Origin of the sequence: Pararhodobacter sp. (assembly GCF_034676545.1) — a bacterium.
Lineage (GTDB): Bacteria > Pseudomonadota > Alphaproteobacteria > Rhodobacterales > Rhodobacteraceae > Pararhodobacter.
This window is the reverse complement of record NZ_JAUCBZ010000015.1, coordinates 2,091,722-2,111,345: the sequence shown is the minus strand read 5'-3', so window position 1 is coordinate 2,111,345 and position 19,624 is coordinate 2,091,722. Positions and strand designations below refer to the sequence as shown.

The following is a 19,624-nucleotide window of genomic DNA, read 5'->3' as shown; positions in this document are numbered from 1 at the left end:
CTCAATAGTGTGCCGGCGGGGTGCCAGCCGAGATTTCGGCATTCCCCAACGCGCAGAAGGTCTCGGGTGCGCCTTCGCGTACACCGTGTTGGTTGAAATAGGCGAGGACACGAACGCGCAATTCGGCGCGCGCGTCTTCATTGGTTTGAAACGCCCGAAATCTCGGCACGGGAAAAACCATAGCTGCGCGCGTGCGAATAGACGTCATAGACGTAGCGCGTCGCCCGCAAGGTTCGCGGTTCGATTGTCGGGCAGTTCAAGCGAATCTGATCCGCCAGTGCCAGGACAAACAACTTGTCCCATAGCTCTGCATCATTGCGCAGGGTCGCGTTTATCTCTTGCTGCGTGGTGGCAAACGCGGGCGCTGCCAAGACACCCAGCGCCAGTATTCCGGCGAGCATATGTCTTACCATTGCGAACACGCCCCCCCAAAGCCAAGCCCGCCCGAATGCAGCCAATGGCCCCGGGTTTGCGTGTTGAATTGCCGTCCCGTTTGTTCGCAAAGGCCACGAGCCAATCCAACCGCGAGATTGCGATCAGCCTCGGTTATTGCATGTCCATCGCGGCTGACCACGGTGATGATGGCCTCCGGATGACCCTCGGACAGGCTGGGTTGCCCGGTCAGGACCGTGGTCATCCCTGCCCCGGTTTCAAGCAGGTAAAACCCCCAGGTGCTGCCGTTATAACTGGCCATTCGCGGCGTTTGCGCCGTTGCGACGCTGGCAACAGAGCCCATGATCAACGAGACCAACGCGAGCATTTTCAACTTATTCATTGAAAATTCCTCCATGTGTGCGCCGGGTTACAGCCCCGGCACCCCCGCTTACCACACACGCGCATGACGCCGTGGTCACAACCGCGCGTGGCGCGTGCGAGCAGGGAGACATGGAATATGTGGCGAATTGGGTCATGGTTACTCTGCGGCCAAGGCCGAAACACGGCCGGATTTCTGCGCCTTGATACGATCTTCGATCACGTCGCGGAAGTTGCGGATCAAGCCCTGGATCGGCCAGGCCGCCGCGTCGCCGAGGGCGCAAATCGTATGACCCTCAACCTGCTTGGTCACCGACAGAAGCATGTCGATTTCCTCGACCTCGGCCTCGCCGCGCACCAGACGGTCCATGACGCGCATCATCCAGCCAGTGCCTTCGCGACACGGCGTGCACTGACCGCAGCTTTCGTGCTTGTAGAAGGCTGAAAGCCGCCAGATCGCCTTGATGATGTCGGTCTGCTTGTCCATCACGATCACCGCCGCCGTGCCGAGGCCCGACTGCAACTCGTTGCGCAAATAGTCGAAATCCATCACCGCATCGCGCATCTTTTCGCCGCGCACCAAGGGCACGGACGAGCCGCCGGGGATCACCGCCTGCAAATTGTCCCATCCGCCGCGAATGCCGCCGCAGTGCTTTTCGATCAGCTCCTCGAAGCCGATCGACATCGAATTCCTCGACCACACAGGGGTTGTTGACATGGCCCGAAATCGCAAACAGTTTGGTGCCCGCGTTGTTGGGACGGCCAAAACCCGCGAACCAAGCCGCGCCGCGCCGCAAGATCGTCGGCACAACGGCGATGGATTCGACGTTGTTCACCGTGGTTGGGCAGCCATAAAGGCCAGCCCCCGCCGGGAACGGTGGCTTCATGCGCGGCATACCCTTGCGCCCCTCGAGGCTTTCCAGCAGCGCGGTTTCTTCGCCGCAAATATACGCCCCGGCGCCGTGGCTGAGGAAAATGTCGAAATCCCAGCCCGACTTGGCGGCGTTCTTGCCGACCAGACCGGCTTCATAAGCCTCGTCAATCGCAGCCTGCAGGGCTTCACGCTCGCGAATATACTCGCCGCGAATGTAGATGTAGCAGGTGTTGGAGTTCATCGCGAAAGACGCGATCAGACACCCTTCGATCAGCGTATGCGGATCGTGGCGCATGATTTCGCGGTCCTTGCAGGTGCCGGGCTCGGATTCGTCAGCGTTGACAACCAGATACGCCGGGCGACCGTCGCTTTCCTTGGGCATGAACGACCATTTCAGGCCAGTCGGGAAACCCGCACCACCCCGGCCACGCAAGCCAGAGGTCTTCATCTCGGACACGATCCAGTCGCGGCCTTTGCCGATGATATCCTTGGTGCCGTCCCACGCCCCGCGCGACATCGCGCCCTTGAGGCTGCGGTCATACATCCCGTAGATGTTCGTGAAGATCCGGTCCTGATCCTTCAGCATCGCTCAATCCTTCGCATCGGGGCCCTCGCTGTTCCGGCGTGACCGCCAGATCCCGTAAACCAACCACAACGCCATCCCGAACCCGGCAAGAGCCGCCAGATCGAAGAACGCGAGGGTGCGTTGGGACCATCCCAAAGCATCCCCGAGTGCCAGAACGCCGATCCAACCCAGGCCAATTCCAGCGATCATGACCGCAACAATGCGACCGCGCCGGACCTGTTTGGATTCGTCATTCATAACGTTGTTTCAACTCCTGAGTACGCGTCGTCAGTAGACATCGCCTTTGTCGACGCGTTTTGAGAATTCTGTGTCTTTGCCCTCGGCCAGCAGTTTTGCCTGCTCGACCCAGTTGTCGCGGGTCACGCGGCCCTTAAAGCCCGTGAGATTGTCGTCAACCCAGGCAACCTCGGCCTCGGTCCAGGCGGCGATCTGGTCGAAATGGTAGAACCCCAGCGCGTTGCAGGTCTCCTCCATCTTGGGGCCGATGCCTTTGATGCGTTTCAAATCGTCGGCGCCACCGGCGCGGGCGGCGGTCAAGGCCGCCGGGCGTGCTTGCGCAACCGGCGCGACTTCAGCCGCCGCATCCTCGGCGGCCTTGGCCTTGGACTCGGCCTTGATTTCGGCCTCCGGCTTTGGCTCGGGTCTCGCGACTTGATTTTCCTCGATATCGCGGGCCTTTGCGACCGGGGCCTTGCCCATCCGCGCGCTGACAGGCTTGCCATCGTCACGCGCCACGCGAAGCTTTTCGCCTGGCGTCTTCAGCCAAGGTGTCAGGATCGGAACTTCGGTCCCGTCGATCCGCTTGATCGTATCGCCAAGATCCAACGCCCGCGCCACCGAAGCATTCGCGGCTTCAACCCGGTCACCCTTGGTCAGCGTGGTCAGACCTGACAGCGGCTCGGAGGTAAAGCGGCCGTTTTGTGGACCGGGTGTCGGCACACGGCCAGCCGCCAGCTCGTCGAGGATTTCACGCAGCTTTTCCGCGGTCAGATCCTCGTAATAATCCTTGCCGATCTGCGCCATGGGTGCATTTGCACAGGCCCCAAGGCATTCGACCTCTTCCCAGCTGAAACGACCGTCGTCGGAAAGGGTCAATTGCGCCGAGGCGATCTTTTCCTTGCAAACACTGATCAAATCCTCAGCACCGCAGATCATGCAACTGGTGGTGCCGCAAATCTGAATATGCGCAACGGACCCCACAGGCGCGAGTTTGAACATGAAGTAGAACGTCGCCACTTCAAGTGCCCGGATATAGGCCATGCCCAACATCTGCGCGATGGATTCTATGGCGGGACGGGTCAGCCAGCCTTCCTGCTCGTGGGCGCGCCACAGCAGAGGGATGATCGCTGACGCCTGACGCCCCTCAGGGAATTTTGTGATCTGTGCTTCGGCCCACGTCTGGTTTGCAGGCGTGAAAGCAAAGCTCTCGGGTTGGTGCGGATGAAGACGGCGGAGCATGGCGTCAGTTCTGCCCTTTCTGCGACGTCGCGAGAACGTCGATATTGTGTCGAATGCGTGGGTGACGGTTCATCGAGATCAGCCCCCCACCGGCGTCGTGGCCCAAGCAATTGCGGAGATGATCATACCGATCACGCTCAACACGCCCGAGGCCGTGTGTTTGATAAAGGAATGCCCGGCGCGTGCATAGATCATGCTGTCGGACAGCGCCATGATGGCAGCAGACAAGAAAAACACCGTGATGATCGGGTAATTGCCATACAGGATCATCCCCAGGCTCAACACCGCAAGCCCGGTGTAGCGGTTGGCCATCACGGTGGGAAGGTTTTCCAGACGATGCGTCGTGATGCGCAAGCCCTTGGCCGGATCGGTCCAGAACAAAAATGCCATGAAACCAAGCAGGACAACACCGATCGCCAGCAATACCACAACGAGGGAAGACAGGGTCATTGGCTCTCCTCCACCGCGTTCGCCTCGGTCCAGGCTGTCAGAGCTTGGGCGATGGTGGCCGTATCGGTGGCCGGATCTGCCGCGCACAAGACGGGCGACAGCCCCACCGACTGCCCATCGTCGCTAACCGTCGCCAAGTCTGTTTCCAGCATCAACGTCACGATATCGCGGGTGATCACCGGGTCGAAGCCCTGATCGGGCAAGATTTCCCCGGCCTGCTGGTCAGTCATTGTGCAGTCATTTGCGCGAAGGATCGCCACCAAAGCGGCACCGCGTTCGGGCGCAAATTCAGGCTGCCACGGGCGCAAATCGGTTTCGCCAGCCTCGAACGCGGTGACGATCATGGCCATCGCCGCGTCGCCTTCGCTGGCGCAAAGCGCCTCGGACAGGCTCAGGGTTTGCATATCCTCGGACAGTGTCACCAGCTCTGCGTTGAAAAGCACGTCCACAAAGGTCTGAACCTCAACCGACTCAAGCCCCAACGGCTCCAGCGCACCTGGTGCTTCAGACCCCGCCATCGTGCAGCCATTGGCGCGCACCGCATCCACCATGATCCCCGCCCGCTCCGGCGTGAACGCCAGTGCCGGCGCGGCCAGCAGGCTGGCAATCAGGATCGGTGCTGCACGTCTCACCGGTCAACCTCGCCGAAAACGATGTCCATGCTGCCCAAAATGGCCGACACATCGGCCAGCAAATGCCCTTTGGACACATAATCAATGGATTGAAGATGCAAGAAACCCGGCGCGCGCAGCTTGGCGCGGTAGGGTTTGTTGGTGCCATCGGCGACCAGATAGACCCCGAACTCGCCCTTTGGTGCCTCGACGGCGGCGTAAACCTCGCCCGCCGGGACGTGGAACCCTTCGGTGTAAAGCTTGAAGTGGTGGATCAGCGCTTCCATCGAGGTCTTCATCTCGCCGCGCTTGGGCGGCGAAATCTTGCCGCGCGCCATGACGTCGCCCTGCCCGTCCGGCGCGCGCAGTTTGGCAATGGCCTGCCGGATGATCGAGGTCGATTCGCGCATTTCCGCCATGCGACAGAGGTAGCGGTCAAAGCAATCGCCGTTCTTGCCAATCGGAATCTTGAAGTCGAATTCATTATAGCATTCATAGGGTTGGCTGCGGCGCAAATCCCAGGCCAGACCGGAACTGCGGGCCATGACACCCGAGTAACCCCATTCGAGAATCTCTTGCTCATTCAGCACGCCGATATCGACGTTGCGCTGTTTGAAGATACGGTTCTCGGTCAGCAAGCCGTCAACATCGTCAAGGATGCCCGGGAACGCCTCGGCCCAGATCTCGATATCGTCGAGCAATGCTGTCGGCAGGTCCTGATGCACACCGCCGGGCCGGAAATACGCCGCGTGCAGTCGCGCGCCGCTGGCGCGTTCATAAAAGTCCATCAGCTTGTCGCGCTCGTTGAAGCACCACAGAATCGGCGTCAGCGCGCCCACGTCGTTGCCCTGCGCGCCGACGTTCAGCAGGTGATTCAAAACGCGCCCGATTTCCGAATACAGAACGCGGATCAAACTCGCACGGCGCGGCACCTGCGTGTTGGTCAGCCGCTCGATCGCCAGACACCAGGCGTGCTCCTGGTTCATTGGTGCCACATAATCCAGCCGGTCAAGATACGGCAGATTTTGCAGGTAGGTCCGGCTTTCCATCAGCTTTTCGGTGCCACGGTGAAGCAAACCGATATGCGGATCGCAACGTTCGACAAGCTCGCCGTCAAGCTCCAGCACCATACGCAACACACCGTGTGCCGCCGGGTGCTGGGGCCCGAAGTTGATGTTGAAGTTACGGATTTTCTGTTCGCTCGTCTGAGCGTCCCCGAATCCTTTTGAACCGTCCATCATCGTTGCAACCTCCGTCGCAGAATCTTTATCGTGCTCATGCTGCCATCACCTCGGGCGCGAATCGTGCGTGCCAGGCGTCTGGAACGGCATCCCCGAAACGCGCGCATATGGCGTCATATTGGGGCCAGAAAACATCCTTGAGTCGTTCAATCTGGTCCGGGCGCATCGACGCCTGAACACCTTCCAATCGTGGCTCGGTCGCGGTGAGGGGTCTGGGCGACACGTCAAGAAACGCCCAGATCCTGTTCATCGTATGCTCCGTGAACAGGTCCTCAAAGAACAGCACCAGACGCCTTTGCGCCGGGACATGCCGCTCCAGCTTTTCCAATGCCTGAAGATAGTCGCTGCGCGCAAAGGCCGCCGCAGACATGGGTGCGTCACGATGATCGAGCGTGTGATCCAGAAGCGCCTGCGCATCAGGCTCGAAATCAGGCTGATCTTTGCCCGGCGCATTCAAAATCATCCGAATGTTGGACCAAAATCGTGCAACCGGCTCGCGCATTATGTACAAGAAACGAACCGGATCCATCGCCGCAACCTGTTCAAACTGCGCATCGTCCAGCAGTGCATAGGCCGGTGTGATATCAAGCGCCACAGAGCCAGGTTCCAAACCCTCGGTCACCAGATCAACGTAGTCCTGATGCGTCTGAGGCTGGGCATGAAACAGATCTGCCAGCTGTGATACGCGATCGGCGGCCGCCTTGTCCCCTTTGCGTAACAAGGCGTTCCGGCCTGCCGCCGTCAATGTGAACCCCAGCCGCGAAAGACCGCTTACGGTGTTGAAATAATGCAATTCCTTGATCGGGAACGCATGACAATCAGGATGCGCTTTAAGGCGATCATGCAGCCAGGTTGTCCCGGCTTTTTGCGCGCCAAGACCCAGCAGTAGCGAAACGCCTGCTGGCCATGTCGGCAAGGACTGATCAACCGTGCTGGTCACTTTGCGCGCTCATCCCCGGGCAGAATGTAATTCGCACCTTCCCAGGGCGACATGAAGTCGAACTGGCGGTAGTCCTGGACCAGTTTCACCGGCTCATAGACAACGCGCTTGGCGGCTTCGTCATAGCGCACCTCGACATAGCCCGTAGTCGGGAAATCCTTGCGCAGCGGGTGGCCGCGAAAGCCGTAATCCGTCAGGATGCGGCGCAAGTCCGGGTGGCCGGAAAACAGGATGCCGAACATGTCGAACACTTCGCGCTCGAACCAGTCAGCCGAGCGGTGAACCTCGATGATCGAGGGGACCATGGTCTCCTCGCGTATGGCGGTTTTGACCCGGATACGCTGGTTCCGGTACATCGACAGGAAATGGTAGACCACCTCGAACCGCGCGCGCCGCTCAGGGTAATCCACCGCCGTGATATCGACCAGCGTCGAGAAGCGGCATGTCTCATCGGTTTTCAGGAAGCGAATGAACTCGGGCAACGCGGTCGTTGCCACCGTCACGGTCAGCTCGCCAAACGCAATCGCGGTGCCGATCACGGCATCTGATTGCTTCGTTTCGATATAGCCGCCAAGTTCTTGCAAGGCTTTGGACATGCGTCTCTCCTCAGCGGATCAGGGTGCCGGTGCGGCGGATTTTGCGCTGCAACTGCATGATGCCGTACATCAGGGCCTCGGCCGTGGGCGGGCAACCGGGGACGTAGATATCCACCGGAACGATCCGATCACAACCGCGCACGACGGAATAGGAATAGTGGTAATAGCCGCCGCCATTCGCGCAGGACCCCATCGAGATCACATAGCGCGGCTCTGGCATCTGGTCGTAGACCTTGCGCAGCGCCGGAGCCATCTTGTTGGTCAGCGTCCCGGCGACAATCATCAGGTCCGATTGACGCGGGCTCGCACGCGGCGCGGTGCCGAAGCGTTCAAGATCGTAGCGCGGCATCGAGGCGTGCATCATCTCGACCGCGCAGCAGGCCAGACCAAAGGTCATCCAGTGCATCGAGCCGTTGCGGGCCCAGTTGATGATATCGGCGGTCGTGGTCAGCAGGAATCCTTTGTCCTGCAACTCGGAATTCAGCGCTTTTGTGGCGACCTCGCGGTCACCCCCGGCGGTATTGGCCCCAGTCATCACTCCCATTCCAGGGCCCCTTTCTTCCACTCATAGGCAAAGCCGACGGTCAGCACGCCAAGGAACAGCATCATCGACCAGAACGCCGTCATGCTCATGTCGGCAAACGTCACGGCCCACGGGAACAAAAACGCGATTTCGAGGTCGAAAATGATGAACAGGATCGCAACCAGATAAAACCGCACGTCGAATTTCATACGCGCGTCATCAAAGGCATTGAAGCCGCATTCATAGGCCGACAGCTTTTCCGGGTCGGGGTTGCGCACGGCGATGACCATGGCGGACAGCATCAGCACAAGGCCCAGCCCGACGGCGATCACCAGGAAAATAATAATGGCTAGGTAGTCTCGGAGAAGGTCGTCCACCGCTGGCTCCTTTGGCGCTTTGCTCACCGACACAAAGGAGACGGCGCGCTGCACAAGTTGGCTCTGGTTCGTTTACTCCGGCGTTCAGGCCGGGTCAACCGAACCCCGCCCGATCATATCCCGCTAAAGTGCGGTTTTCCAAGCCGGGGTTGCGCGATCCGGGGAAATAATTTGCCAATCTGCTGCTCTGCGGCGTGGATGGACGCTCAGGGCAAGAATCGGCGACTCAGTTGAGACGTCACAAGCCCGGCACCCCGAGTCGACACGCCACCCTGCCATCCGAACGCGGCATGACATTTGAATAAAATCATATGTTTGCGATGTCGAGTTTCGCCGTCGACCTGCGACAAAACGCCCGCCCCAGTGCCGTGCTGATCAGCGCATCCAAGTGGCCTTGCGCTTGTCAAAGAACGCCGCGATCCCCTCGGCGGCCTCGGGGCTTTCCCAGCGCGCGACCAGGGCGTCGATCGACTGGCTCACCGCATCCGGCCCAATGCCCGCGCCCAGCGTCAGTGCCAAGGCCTTGGCCGACGCGACTGCCCCCGGCGCGCAGGACAGATACGGCTTCACCTCGGCCTCGATGGCGGCGTCCAGATCCTCGGGCGCGACGGCTTTGGCCAACAGACCCAGCGTCACCGCCTCGTCGGCACCAAACAGGCGCGCCGACATGAACACGCGGCGCGCCATCGCCTCGCCCATGCGGGCCAGGACATAGGGGCCGATGGTCGCCGGGATCAGGCCAAGCCGGGTTTCCGTCAGGCCGAATTTCGCGCCCGTGACACCGATTGCCACGTCACAGACGGCGATCATGCCGATGCCACCGCCAAACGCCTGCCCCTGCACCCGGCCGATCACCGGTTTCGACAGGCGGTTCAACGCCCCCAGCATCCCCGCCAGTTTTCCCGCGTGCTCGGCGCGCGTCGCGGCATCGGCGCGCATCTGGTCCTGCATCCACGCCAGATCGCCGCCGGCACAAAAGCTGCCCCCTGCCCCGGTCAGAATCACGACGCGCACGGAGTCATCGCGGTCCACCTGGGCCGCGGCCTCGGTCAGGTCCTCGATCATCTGCGCCGACAGGGCGTTGTGCTTGTCGACCCGGTTCAAGGTCAGCGTGGCGACGCCGCGCGCATCGGTGGCCAAAGTGATCGTGTCCCAGGTCATGCGTTTTTCCTCATCTGGCGCGCCATGTCGGCGGCTTTTTCGATAATTTCGCGGTTCAATCCGGTCTCATAGCCCAAGGATTCGATCCGGGCGACAGCGGCCTCGGTGGCAACGTTGCCCTGAGCGCCCGGCGCATAGGGGCACCCCCCCAGACCCCCAACCGCCGCATCGAACACCCGCAATCCAAGCGCCAGCGAGGCCTCGATATTGTCGCAAGCCCGCCCGCCGGTGTCGTGGTAATGCCCGGCCAATCTGGCAGCCGGCACCACCTGCAACACAGCCCTCAACATGGCGGTCAAGGAGTCTGGCGTGGCTTTGCCGATGGTGTCGCCAAGGCTGATCTCATAGCAGCCCAAGGCGTCGAGCCGTGCCGCCAGCGCCGCCACCGCGGCGGGCGGCGTCGGGCCATCGAACGGGCAGTCGGTGACGCAACTGATATAGCCGCGCACCGGAATGCCTTCGGCGCGCGCCGCCTCGATGATCGGCAGGAAACGCTCGATCGACTCGGCAATCGTGCAGTTCAGATTGGCCTTGGAAAACCCTTCCGAGGCCGAGGCAAACACCGCGATCTCATCGGCACTCGCGGCCTTTGCGCCTTCATAGCCGCGCATGTTGGGCGTCAAGGCAGCATAAGAGACCCCGGCCACGCGGGTGATTCCGGCCAGAACCTGCGCGGAATCGGCCATTTGCGGCACCCATTTCGGGCTGACGAAGCTGGCCACCTCGATCCGGCGAAACCCGGCCTTGGACAGCAAATCCACGAGCGCGATTTTTTCGGGCGTCGGGATCTGGCGCTTTTCGTTTTGCAGCCCGTCGCGCGGCCCGACCTCGAAGATTTCCACTCGTTCCGACATAGGCTCCCCCGTGATAGTCGGCCGCGACTGTGCCAGTTTCCGCGCACGGGTCCAAGGGCGCAAATGCGCCGCCCGGGATCAGTAGAGGCCACCCGCGCTGAGGGTTCCGAAACTGGCACCGTCGGGCAGCAAGATCACCGCGCCCGTGCCCGTGGTTTCGGTGCCGACCTGGGTTCCGTCCTCGGTGTACAGGGGCGGGTCTTCGGCGTCGGGCGCAAAGACCGGCATCGAGCCGCCCATGACGAACCCGCCGTCGATCAACGCGTCGATGCCGAACACGGGCTCTTCGCCGTCGCGGAAATATTCCGCCACGACTTCTTCGCCGGTTGCGTCGTCAGACAGGCGCTCTCCGGTATAGCGGTTGATGCGGATGAACCGCCCACCGGGGGGCACCTCGAATCTGCCGCCGCCGTATGTTTCAATCGCCTCACGCATGAATTCAGTGAACACCGGCGCGCATGTCCCGCCGCCCGAGGCCCGGCGTCCCAGCGACCTTGGGCGGTCATAACCGATGTAGCAGCCCGCCACGATGGTCGAGGTATAGCCCACGAACCAGACATCGCGCGAATCGTTGGTGGTGCCGGTCTTGCCCGCCACCGGCACCGGCAGGCGCACCCGCGTGGCCGTGCCGCGCTGGACCACGCCTTGCAGCATCGAGGTCAGTTGATAGGCGGTGATCGGGTCCATCACGCGCTGCCGCTGGCTGGCGATCCACGGGGCTTGTCCGGCGGGCAGATCGGGTTCCGAACATTCGATGCATTGGCGCTGATCGTGGCGATAGACGGTGCGCCCCCAGCGATCCTGCACGCGGTCCACCAGCGTCGGTTCTACGCGCTCGCCACCATTGGCAAACATCGCATAGGCCGCGACCACCCGGTACAGCGTGGTTTCCTGCGCACCCAGCGAGTTTGCCAGAAACGGTTGCAGGCGATCATAGACGCCGAATCGTTCGGCATAGCCCGCGACAACCTCCATGCCGACCTCTTGCGCGAGGCGGATGGTCATCAGGTTGCGCGATTGCTCGATACCGGTGCGCACCGGCGTCGGCCCGAGGAAATCATGGTTGGCATTCTGCGGCCGCCAGATACCATCGCCAGTGTCGATCTCGATCGGGGCGTCAATGACGATGGTGGCCGGCGTGAAGCCGGAATCAAGGGCGGCGGCATAGACGAAGGGTTTGAACGCCGAACCCGGCTGGCGCATCGCTTGCGTCGCCCGATTGAAGCCCGAGGCCTGATAGCTGAAGCCGCCTTGAATGGCGATCACGCGCCCGGTGTTGACGTCCATCGCCATGAACGCGCCCTGAACCTCGGGCACCTGACGCAGCGACCAGCGAACGAAACTGCCGTCGGTGTCAGAGGTCACGGCCCGCACGAGCACCACGTCGCCCACATCCAGCGTGTCCGACAGCGAGCCGGGCAACCAATCAATATCGGGTCGGTCGATCTGCCCGATTTCGTCAATGCTTTCAATGCCGACTCGGGCGCGATCCGGCGTCACCTCCAGCACCACGGCGGGATACCACGGATTGTCCAGCGTGATGTCGCGCGGCAGATCGGCCTCGGCCAGCCCCGCGCGCCACGATGCCTCATCGGCCAATTGCTCGGGCTCCAACCGAATGCCCGTGCCCCGCCATTCGCCCCCGGCGCGGTCGAAATCCTCGAGCGCGCGCTGCAAGGCATGGGCGGCGACGATCTGCAAGTCCGGCTGAATCGTCGCCCGGATCGACAAACCGCCCGAGAAAAATTCCTCCTCGCCAAAGGACGAGGACAGTTGGCGGCGGATTTCGTCGGTAAAATAGTCGCGCTCTGGCAGGCTTTCGCGGAAGGACTGAATTTCGCCGCCTTGCACCGTGTTCAAGGGCGTCGCGCGGGCCGCCGCCGAGTCTTCTTCGGTGATATAGCCGTTTTCGACCATCTGCCCGATGATCCAGTTGCGCCGGGCCGTGACGCGCTCACGGGCGCGCACCGGGTGATATTCGGACGGGGCCTGTGGAAGGGCCGCCAGAAACGCCATTTCCTCCAACGTCAATTCTTCCAACGTCTTGTTGAAATAGGTTTGCGCCGCTGCGGCCACGCCGAACGAGTTCTGACCCAGGAAAATTTCGTTGAGGTAGAGTTCCAGAATCTGGTCTTTGCTCAGTGATTGCTCAACGCGCCACGCCAGAATGATCTCGCGGATCTTGCGTTCAATCGTGCGGTCGGATGACAGCAAGAAGTTCTTCATCACCTGCTGCGTGATGGTCGACGCGCCGCGCACGTTGCGCCCGCGCGACACCACGGCGTCGCGAAACGCGGCGACCATGGCCATCGGATTGAAGCCCTCGTGTTCATAAAAGAGGCGATCCTCGGCCGAGATGAACGCCGCGCGCAGCAGCGGCGGAATATCTTCGATGGGGGTGAACAGACGGCGCTCATTGGCGAATTCGTCGATCAATTGCCCCTCGCCAGAGTAGATCCGGCTGATCATCGGCGGGCTGTAATTGGCCAGTTGCTCGGTCGAGGGCAGATCATGCGTATAGACCCAGATCACGCCACCCACCGTCAGCGCACCAAAAAACAGGCCCAGCACAAGAAAGCTGAACAGGCCGCCGAAAAAGGACAAGATCGCTCGGGTCACGCAGGGGCTCCGACAAGGGATATCAGAGTTCTATACGGACATGCGCCGCCGGGGTCAAAAGCAAGCGACCCCGGAACGCACGAAATCGCGCAGAGGTGATGCTATCGCCGTCGCAACGCCGCCTGCGCGGCTTCCTCGGCGACCCAGACATCGAGCCCCGCGATCAACGCCGCAACCATTTGCGCGCGCCACTCCGGGTTCATCAGCCGCCCGCGGTCGCGATCATTCGACAAGAAGCCGACCTCCAGCAGTGCCGAGGGCACCGACGCCGACTTGAGCACCGAAAACGCCGCTTGTTGCCATGGGTGACGGTGCATTCGCAGATCTGCCCCCTGAATCGCGGCGACCAGGGCACGCGCCAACGCATGAGTCGCGGGCGTGGTTTCTGTGCGGGCCAGCGACATCAGGATCGAGGTGATCGTGTCATCGGTGCCCGTCAGATCAACCCCCGCCCCCAGCAGATCATCGCGGTCGTGGCGCTCTGCCAACATGGCCGAGGCTTCATCGCTGGCTTCATCCGCCAGTGTGTACAGCGTCGCGCCCCGCGCCTGCCCGTCCTCCAGGGCATCGGCATGAAGTGACAAGAACACATCGGCCTGCGCCAGATGCGCAACCGTGATCCGGGCTTCGAGCGAGACAAAAACGTTGCTGTCACGGGTCATCGCCACCTCATAGCGACCGGTTCGACGCAGCGCCGTCGCCAGTTCGCGGGCGAAGGTCAGCATGGTTTCCGCTTCGCTGACACCGTTATGCAGGGCCCCGGGATCGACGCCGCCATGCCCGGGGTCCAAAACCACCAAGGTGCGGCGCTGCCCCAGAGGTGCGCGGGGTGTGACATCCGCCGAGGTATCGACACCCAGCGGTGCGGTTGCCGCCAACAGTCGTGCGGCTTGGTCGGCGAACTCTGCCTCGGATATCGGCGACAGGCGCAGCGAGACAACCGCACCGCCGGTTTCCGGGTTCGTGGCCATGCCGGCCTCGGAAAACCCCATCGGCGTGCTGAGTTCGATGACCAGTCTGCTCCAGCCACCGCCCGCCGCGCCGACCCGAATGGCGCGCGCAGGGGTCGGCAGCGCAATCGCATCAAGATCAACCCCGGCCCAATCAACCGTGTGAAAGTCGATCAGCGCGCGGGGTGGATCGGCCAACAACCGCGTGCGCCACGGGACCGGTTGCGTCAAGGGCAGTGTGACCGCCAGACTGCGCCACGACGCCTGCACGTCGATCACGCCCGCCACACGCGCCAACCCGCCCAGCGCGTCGGACCCATCGGACTGCGCGCGCGCCGGGCTGATCGCGGCGATCAGCAACACCAGTGCGAGCACCGCCAGACCGCCTGTGGAAAACCGACTGCCTGTGGAAAACCTGCGCCTCAATCGGACCATGCCTCGCCCCTGTGTCATTTGCTCCCCTTTTGCCATGTGTCCCTTCCTAACCCGAAGCGACGGCCAGGGGGAATCCCTGCCGAGGGGACAACAGGCTTCACGTTTGGGTCAGAAACCGGGGTGCCGGTCGGTTCTGGGCTTGATCTTGACGGACCGGCGCGGGCAGAGTTGCGCGACTTTGACATAAGGACTTGCAATGACCCGTCTGCCGTTTCCCGTCGCCGCCTTCAGCGCTGCCTTGTTCCTCGCCGCCAGCCCGCTGGCCGCTCAAACCGCGCCGATGTCCGACGAGGATCGCGCCGCCTTTGGCGCCGAGGTCCGCGCCTATCTGCTGGCAAACCCCGAAGTCATCTTCGAGGCCGTCGCAGAATTCGAGCGCCGCACCGCCGAGGCACAATCGGGCATGGACAACACCTTGGTTGAGATCAACGCCGAGGAAATCTTTGCCGACGGGCATTCCTGGGTTGGTGGCAATCTGGATGGCGACCTGACCTTGGTCGAATTCATGGACTATCGCTGCAGCTTTTGCCGCCGCGCGCAGCCGCAAATGGCGGAATTCCTCAGCACCGACGGCAATGTGCGCCTGATCATCAAGGAATTCCCGATTCTTGGTCCACAATCCGAGGTCATGAGCCGCTTTGCGGTCGCCGTGCACCAGCAAGGCACCGACGCGCAATATGAGGAAGCCCATGAGCGCCTGATGGCGTGGGAGGGCGATTTCACGGAAACCAGCGCGCGCTTGTTGGCCGAAGAACTGGGGGCCTCGGTCGAGGACGTGATCGGCGCAATGAACAGCGACGCTGTCTCGGCCGTTCTCACCGCCAACCGCGAATTGGCGCAGCGTTTGCAGATCAGCGGCACGCCGACATTCGTGATGGGTGGCCTCGAGGGTGGCGAATTGCTGCGCGGCTATATGCCGGCTGACGAAATGCAGGGCATTGCAGCGCAATTGCGTGGCTGACGACAGGTTTCGCGCCGGGGCGACGCAGGTCTGGCGCGACGCTTTTTCGGGTCTCGTTGGCGCGCCAAACTAATGGGTTGCATCATCGGCACTCAAATTGCAGACTATACACCGCCGCTGTCATGGTGTTTGACGTGGCGTGTACCCCTGATCCAAGGCTTGCCCGTGTTGCTGAGTGCTCTCATCCCGCGCTTTGCCCGGCTCGCCCGCCGGAGCGTCTTTGCCATTTGTGTGGCGATGGCGCCCGTTCCGGTGCTCGCAACGCCACCGCAGCTTCCGGGCAGCGACGACCCCGGTTTTCGCGAGGCGCTGGGCGTCTGGCTGGCAAATGACGAAGAAACGGCGTTGCTGGACTTCTCCAGATTGGCGCGGTCGGGCAATGTCGCGGCGCAGATCCTTCTGGGCCTGATCGACAGATCCCCCGCCCTGCAAGGCGCATATCTTGCCCATCTCGACCGTCGAGATCGCGTGTCCCTGTTGCGCAACGACGGCGGCATTTCCGGGCGCAACTGGTTGACCCAAATCACGGGCGTGCCGCTTGTGGATGCCTGGATGTCGGTGCGCGATGTGTCGATGGGTCTGGAGACGGTCCGCGACTTCGAGGCGCTGGGCGAACCGCGCGCCGCCCGCACGGCGTTGATCACGATGGCCTCTCGCGAGCATCCAAGCCTGCGGGACATGGACCTGGATACCATCGAAACCGACCTGTTGTACCTGCTTTGGCAATCCGCGACGGAGGAGCGCCGCGCGCAGATCACCAACCGCACGCCTGCCAATCATCCGCAATGGGTTTTGATGGGCCAGCGCGTGGATCATCGGGCGGTTGACCTGTGGCTTGCCTCCAGCGACGCCGCCGCGCCACTCACCGCGCTGTGCCAATCCGTGTGCCCCGAAAGCGGCGACACCTGCCGGGGCGCGGCGTACCGGGCCTTGAACAGCCACAATGCCCTGTTGACCCTGGGCACCCCCGCCGAGGCTTTGGTCAGTCAATCCGAATTTCTCGCCTCACCGCGTGGGCAATCCACGATCATGCGGCGAATTTTGCTGTCGACCGATATTCGTGGAAGGCGCGCCATGTTTGCCCGGATGCAAGAGACGTCCGCCTGTTTGGCGACGGCCTTGATTGCCGAAAACCAACACTATGTGCCCCGGCTTCCTGGCACCGCCGCGCCGGAATAAATTTGCGGCAGAATATATTCACGACGGAACAAATTCACGACGGCGCGCGCAGAAAGCAAAACGCCGCCCCAAACGGAACGGCGCTTCAATATCTTCAAACGCGCGGCGATCAGCGCGGGCCGATCATCATCACCATCTGACGCCCTTCGAGACGCGGCATGTTCTCGACCTTGCCAACCTCGGTCACGTCATCGGCAACCCGGCGCAGCAATTCGGCACCCAACTGCTGGTGCGCCATTTCACGGCCGCGGAATCGCAGGGTGATCTTGACCTTGTCACCCTCTTCCAGAAACTTGAACACGCTGCGCATCTTGACGTCATAGTCGTGTGTGTCGGTGCCCGGACGGAACTTGATCTCTTTGATCTCGATCGTCTTTTGCTTCTTGCGCGCATCGGCTTCGCGCTTTTGCTGTTCGTATTTGAACTTGCCGAAATCCATGATCTTGCAGACCGGAGGAACCGCATTCGGCGAGATTTCCACGAGGTCCAGACCCGCCTCTTGTGCAAGCTGCATTGCCTTCGCGGGCGTTACCACACCGACATTTTCACCTTCGGCGCCAATCAGGCGTACTTCGGGCGCGCGAATCTTCTCGTTGCTACGAGGTCCAGTATCGCGGCTGGGCGGGGCGTTGTGAGGTCTGCGGGCTATGGTAGGATTCCTTTTGTGGGTCGACGGGCAGAAAATAGCCCTCGTTTCGCGGTGTTGCAAGGGGGCGGTGGGCCCAATCCCACCAAGATTCGGCCCGGTTCCGCGAAATGACGCCGATTTGCGGTGCGTTGCATTGCCTTCATGGGTAAAACATGGCTAGTCCGAACAAACCAATTCTCGGAGGTATCCCATGAAGAAATTCCTTATCGTCGCGGCAATCGTTCTGGCCGGCGGCCTGGGCATCTGGGTGTCGCGCAACCAGCCGGACCCCGCACCCGCACCGACACCCGTTGCTGCCCCCGCGGTCACCGCCCCGGAAACCGTCGTCGTCGAAGAGCAGACCGGAACCTTGGTCGATCAGGCAACGAACGCGGTGACCAACGCCGTTCAAGACGCTGTCGACACCGCGACTCAGGCCGCCACCGATGCCGTTGACGCCGCCCAGAACGCCGCGGGCGAGGCTGCCGCCGTGGCCGAAGACGCCGCCCAGGCAACGACCGAAGCCGCTGCGGACGCGGTTGAAGCCACCGAGGGTGCCGCCATTAGCACGATGGAAGCCGCACAAGACACCGCAGGCGAGGCTGCTGCCGTGGCCGAAGACGCTGCCCAGGCAACGACCGAAGCCGCTGCGGACGCGGTTGACGCCACCGAGGGTGCCGCCATTAGCACGATGGAAGCCGCCGAGGACACCGCGGGCGAGGCTGCTGCCGTGGCCGAAGACGCCGCCCAGGCAACGACCGAAGCCGCCGGGGACGCGGTTGACGCCACCGAGGGTGCCGCCATTAGCACGATGGAAGCCGCCGAGGACACCGCGGGCGAGGCTGCCGCCGTGGCCGGAGACGCTGCCCAGGCAACGACCGAAGCCGCCGGGGACGCGGTTGACGCCACCGAGGGGGCTGCCGTAAGCACGATGGAAGCCGCCCAGGATACCGCGGGCGAGGCTGCCGCCGTGGCCGGAGACGCTGCCCAGGCAACGACCGAAGCCGCCGGGGACGCGGTTGAAGCCACCGAGGGGGCTGCCGTAAGCACGATGGAAGCCGCCCAGGATACCGCGGGCGAGGCTGCTGCCGTGGTCGAAGACGCTGCCCAGGCAACGACAGAGGCCGCCGGGGACGCGGTTGAAGCCACCGAGGGGGCTGCAACCGACGCCACCGCTGACACAACCGTGGCCCCGGCTCCGACCGCCGAGGAGTCACAGGCCTCGCTGAGCGAGTTGTTCAGCGCCGACGGGTTTGACTATGACCAAGCGGTTGCCGCCATCGAAGCGTCGGACCTTGGCGCTTTGCCCAAGGCGACCGCACAGCGGGCTCTCGAAAGCGCGCGCGACAACCCCGAGTTGCTGCCCGCAGTGTTGGAGCAAATCCGCGGCTTGCTGGGTCTGTAACGCACAGGGTCTGACATCCCCCACGAAAACAGAAGGCCTCCGCGATTTGCAGGGGCCTTTTTTCATGGCCTGTCGGCGAAAAAAGGGCGGCACCGATGGCGCCACCCCAAAACCAATTCGGTTTGCAAAGTTGAGCGGCGCTTAGACGCCCTCGCCGACAAACGCTTTTTCGACAACATATTCCATCGGCTCGCTGTTCGCGCCTTCGCGCAAGCCAAAGCCCTCGAGAACTTCCTTGACGTCGATGTTGAACGCCAGCGACCCGCAAACCATCGCGCGGTCGTGCTTGGGGTCCATCGGCGGAATGCCCAGATCCTCGAACACCTTACCCGATGTCAGATTGTCGGTGATCCGGCCCATTTTCGGAAAATCCTCACGCGTGGTGGTCGGATAGTACAGCAGTTTGCCCTCGACCATCTCGCCAATCAGCGGATCGTCCTGGAGGCTTTCGACCAGCTGCCGACCATATTCCAACTCTGACACGTTCCGGCAGGTGTGCATCACCACCACCTGATCGAATTTTTCATACGTCTCGGGGTCGCGGATCAGGCTGGCAAAGGGCGCGAACCCGGTCCCGGTCGCCAACATCCACACCCGCTTGCCTGGCAGCAACGCGTCATGCACCAAGGTGCCGACGGGCTTGGGCCGCAAGATGATCTGATCCCCCACCTCGATATGCTGCAAGCGCGAGGTCAGCGGCCCGTCGGGCACCTTGATCGAATAGAACTCGAGCTCATCATCCCACGACGGCGACGCAATGGAATAGGCGCGCAGCAAAGGTTTGCCGTTGTCGTCCAGCAGGCCGATCATCACGAATTCACCGGACCGGAACCGCAGGCTGCGCGGGCGCGTGCAGCGAAACGAAAACAAACGATCATCCCAATGCTTCACCTGAGTCACTGTCTGCGCATCAGGCAGGGTCTTGGCGCGGGGCTTTGGCATGGCGTCGGGCATATACGGGCTTTCAACAAGGCTTTGGGGTTGAATAAGGTGAAATGCAAGAGAACGAAACCCCGGCCGGTT

21 protein-coding genes and 1 pseudogene are annotated in these 19,624 nt (G+C 62.2%); 3 read left to right on the top strand and 19 right to left on the bottom strand.

Annotated elements, in window-relative coordinates; genetic code table 11:
- Position 1: 1 nt before the first annotated feature.
- The 17 genes and pseudogenes from VDQ28_RS22635 to VDQ28_RS13880 all read right to left on the bottom strand — a co-directional run bounded on the left by VDQ28_RS22635 (position 2) and on the right by VDQ28_RS13880 (position 14,446).
- Positions 2-181 (bottom strand): DUF5333 family protein, encoded by a 180-nt coding sequence (locus VDQ28_RS22635; protein ID WP_416349384.1) that lies wholly within the window; start codon positions 179-181, stop codon positions 2-4.
- Positions 138-401 (bottom strand): DUF5333 family protein, encoded by a 264-nt coding sequence (locus VDQ28_RS13955; protein ID WP_323036514.1) that lies wholly within the window; start codon positions 399-401, stop codon positions 138-140. Before VDQ28_RS13955 ends, VDQ28_RS22635 begins: the two co-directional genes overlap by 44 nt.
- A 5-nt stretch (positions 402-406) precedes the next feature.
- Positions 407-775 carry a hypothetical protein gene (locus tag VDQ28_RS13950; protein ID WP_323036513.1) on the bottom strand — a complete coding sequence of 123 codons (369 nt, stop codon included), beginning with the start codon at positions 773-775 and terminating at the stop codon, positions 407-409.
- 138 nt (positions 776-913) lie between these two features.
- Positions 914-2,213: pseudogene (gene nuoF, locus VDQ28_RS13945) on the bottom strand (NADH-quinone oxidoreductase subunit NuoF).
- A 3-nt stretch (positions 2,214-2,216) separates the two neighbouring features.
- Positions 2,217-2,450: a DUF5337 domain-containing protein gene (locus VDQ28_RS13940; RefSeq protein WP_323036512.1), complete on the bottom strand. Its 234-nt coding sequence runs from the start codon at positions 2,448-2,450 to the stop codon at positions 2,217-2,219.
- A gap of 30 nt (positions 2,451-2,480) precedes the next feature.
- Positions 2,481-3,671, bottom strand: coding sequence for an NADH-quinone oxidoreductase subunit E (locus VDQ28_RS13935; RefSeq protein ID WP_323036511.1), 1,191 nt, complete (start codon positions 3,669-3,671; stop codon positions 2,481-2,483).
- Positions 3,672-3,749: 78 nt separating this feature from the next.
- Complete coding sequence (locus VDQ28_RS13930; RefSeq protein ID WP_323036510.1) at positions 3,750-4,121, bottom strand: hypothetical protein; 372 nt, start codon at positions 4,119-4,121, stop codon at positions 3,750-3,752.
- Positions 4,118-4,753, bottom strand: coding sequence for a hypothetical protein (locus VDQ28_RS13925; protein ID WP_323036509.1), 636 nt, complete (start codon positions 4,751-4,753; stop codon positions 4,118-4,120). Before VDQ28_RS13925 ends, VDQ28_RS13930 begins: the two co-directional genes overlap by 4 nt.
- A complete protein-coding gene (locus VDQ28_RS13920; RefSeq protein WP_323036508.1) occupies positions 4,750-5,973 on the bottom strand; it encodes an NADH-quinone oxidoreductase subunit D in 1,224 nt (407 codons plus the stop codon). Before VDQ28_RS13920 ends, VDQ28_RS13925 begins: the two co-directional genes overlap by 4 nt.
- Before the next feature lie 34 nt (positions 5,974-6,007).
- A complete protein-coding gene (locus tag VDQ28_RS13915) occupies positions 6,008-6,913 on the bottom strand; it encodes a sulfotransferase (RefSeq protein WP_323036507.1) in 906 nt (301 codons plus the stop codon).
- The gene (locus VDQ28_RS13910) at positions 6,910-7,509 is read right to left on the bottom strand and encodes an NADH-quinone oxidoreductase subunit C (RefSeq protein WP_323036506.1); all 600 of its coding nucleotides are present in this window, start codon (positions 7,507-7,509) and stop codon (positions 6,910-6,912) included. The genes VDQ28_RS13915 and VDQ28_RS13910 overlap by 4 nt, the downstream gene beginning before the upstream one ends.
- Before the next feature lie 10 nt (positions 7,510-7,519).
- A complete protein-coding gene (locus VDQ28_RS13905) occupies positions 7,520-8,053 on the bottom strand; it encodes an NADH-quinone oxidoreductase subunit B family protein (protein ID WP_323036505.1) in 534 nt (177 codons plus the stop codon).
- Positions 8,044-8,409 carry an NADH-quinone oxidoreductase subunit A gene (locus VDQ28_RS13900; RefSeq protein WP_323036504.1) on the bottom strand — a complete coding sequence of 122 codons (366 nt, stop codon included), beginning with the start codon at positions 8,407-8,409 and terminating at the stop codon, positions 8,044-8,046. Before VDQ28_RS13900 ends, VDQ28_RS13905 begins: the two co-directional genes overlap by 10 nt.
- Before the next feature lie 375 nt (positions 8,410-8,784).
- Positions 8,785-9,570, bottom strand: coding sequence for a crotonase/enoyl-CoA hydratase family protein (locus tag VDQ28_RS13895; protein WP_323036503.1), 786 nt, complete (start codon positions 9,568-9,570; stop codon positions 8,785-8,787).
- Complete coding sequence (locus tag VDQ28_RS13890; RefSeq protein WP_323036502.1) at positions 9,567-10,424, bottom strand: hydroxymethylglutaryl-CoA lyase; 858 nt, start codon at positions 10,422-10,424, stop codon at positions 9,567-9,569. Before VDQ28_RS13890 ends, VDQ28_RS13895 begins: the two co-directional genes overlap by 4 nt.
- Positions 10,425-10,502: 78 nt before the next feature.
- Entirely contained in the window at positions 10,503-13,043 is a 2,541-nt protein-coding gene (locus VDQ28_RS13885; protein ID WP_323036501.1) for a penicillin-binding protein 1A, read from the bottom strand.
- Positions 13,044-13,144: 101 nt separating this feature from the next.
- On the bottom strand, positions 13,145-14,446 hold the full coding sequence (locus VDQ28_RS13880; RefSeq protein ID WP_323036500.1) for an N-acetylmuramoyl-L-alanine amidase: 1,302 nt from the start codon (positions 14,444-14,446) through the stop codon (positions 13,145-13,147).
- A 178-nt stretch (positions 14,447-14,624) separates the two neighbouring features.
- On the opposite strand from VDQ28_RS13880, the gene VDQ28_RS13875 reads away from it, so the two are divergent.
- Together VDQ28_RS13875 and VDQ28_RS13870 are read left to right on the top strand one after the other, a co-directional pair.
- A complete protein-coding gene (locus VDQ28_RS13875) occupies positions 14,625-15,389 on the top strand; it encodes a DsbA family protein (protein ID WP_323036499.1) in 765 nt (254 codons plus the stop codon).
- A 165-nt stretch (positions 15,390-15,554) separates the two neighbouring features.
- The gene (locus VDQ28_RS13870; protein WP_323036498.1) at positions 15,555-16,568 is read left to right on the top strand and encodes a hypothetical protein; all 1,014 of its coding nucleotides are present in this window, start codon (positions 15,555-15,557) and stop codon (positions 16,566-16,568) included.
- A gap of 109 nt (positions 16,569-16,677) precedes the next feature.
- Here VDQ28_RS13870 and infC read toward each other — a convergent pair whose 3' ends face one another.
- Positions 16,678-17,217 (bottom strand): translation initiation factor IF-3, encoded by a 540-nt coding sequence (infC, locus tag VDQ28_RS13865; protein WP_416349431.1) that lies wholly within the window; start codon positions 17,215-17,217, stop codon positions 16,678-16,680.
- Between the two features lie 190 nt (positions 17,218-17,407).
- Between infC and VDQ28_RS13860 the strand changes: the two genes are divergently transcribed.
- On the top strand, positions 17,408-18,601 hold the full coding sequence (locus VDQ28_RS13860) for a hypothetical protein (protein ID WP_323036496.1): 1,194 nt from the start codon (positions 17,408-17,410) through the stop codon (positions 18,599-18,601).
- Between the two features lie 141 nt (positions 18,602-18,742).
- Here the strand turns inward: VDQ28_RS13860 and VDQ28_RS13855 are convergent, their stop codons facing one another.
- On the bottom strand, positions 18,743-19,555 hold the full coding sequence (locus VDQ28_RS13855; protein ID WP_323036495.1) for a ferredoxin--NADP reductase: 813 nt from the start codon (positions 19,553-19,555) through the stop codon (positions 18,743-18,745).
- Positions 19,556-19,624 lie beyond the last annotated feature (69 nt).